This is a genomic window from Thiolapillus sp., from assembly GCF_048562965.1.
In the GTDB taxonomy this organism is placed as follows: Bacteria; Pseudomonadota; Gammaproteobacteria; order Chromatiales; family Chromatiaceae; genus Thiolapillus; species Thiolapillus brandeum_A.
In genome coordinates, this window is sequence record NZ_JBHNMF010001051.1 from 1 (window position 1) to 945 (window position 945).

The following is a 945-nucleotide window of genomic DNA, read 5'->3' on the forward strand; positions in this document are numbered from 1 at the left end:
CGCGTTCGGAGGCCTACTTTGTTTTCCCTCTGGCGCAAGGCACGCCGGGAAAACAGTGCGGCCTCGCGGCTACTGGGGTCTACCAGCCTTCGCTTCGCTCTCCATGGCTGGCAGCGTCTGAGGGCTTATAACCACGATTGCTCTTGGGTTGAGGAAAGTACGCATCAATGCGTTCCGCAAGCCTCAAGGTCTCCATCAAGTGAGCAATGGACAATAACCCTGCGCGGGAAGTCAGCAAATCGTTTGTGGTATCGAGTTTGTAGGTTAGAATAGTCATAAGCCTTGAGCTGTTGCACCCATTGGGTGATGGTCTGTTTTGTCACTAACCATTATACAGCCAAGGCTTTTTCCGTCTTAGCGCTTTCTATCTGGGGATTGGGGTTTTTAGTGGTTTTTCTCCTCTGAAACTCTAAACTCTAGTTTACAAGTTTCCCCCGCACAAGCGGGGATAGACCCTCTCAGGGCCACATTAATTAAAACTTGGTAAACCACCGCCTCTGGCGGTGAGACACGAAAAGGCTCTGCCGTACCGGCGTGCGAAGTAAGAAAATGGCCTCCTTTGAACCGGCAAGTTCTATAGGAGGCCATTATGAGAGGCTGGCAAAGCCAAGCTCACGTGAAGCATTATTGCAAATATCATGTAGTGTTTGTTCCGAAGTATCGAAGGAAATCGATTTACGGAACGCTGAGGAAAGAAATAGGAGGGATATTGAGGGAGTTATGTCGTCAGCAGGGTGTTGAATTGATAGAGGGTTACGCCATGCGCGACCACATTCACATGCTGTTGATGATTTCCACTCTATTATCAATAAGCCTTTTTTTATTTCTATGGCTTATTTTCCTACTAAACGATAATACCATGAAAAATACCATGCTCAGAAAATCCTTCAAAATGCTCGAAATGTGCCGATTGAGCACAGCTACACAGCACCCTAGGCTACCTTC

General features: G+C 47.6%; 1 protein-coding gene. It reads left to right on the top strand.

What is annotated here, in order from left to right; genetic code table 11:
* Positions 1–589: 589 nt before the first annotated feature.
* Positions 590–945 (top strand): IS200/IS605 family transposase (gene tnpA, locus ACOCD2_RS22195; protein ID WP_294059575.1); only part of this gene is annotated, 356 nt, incomplete at its 3' end.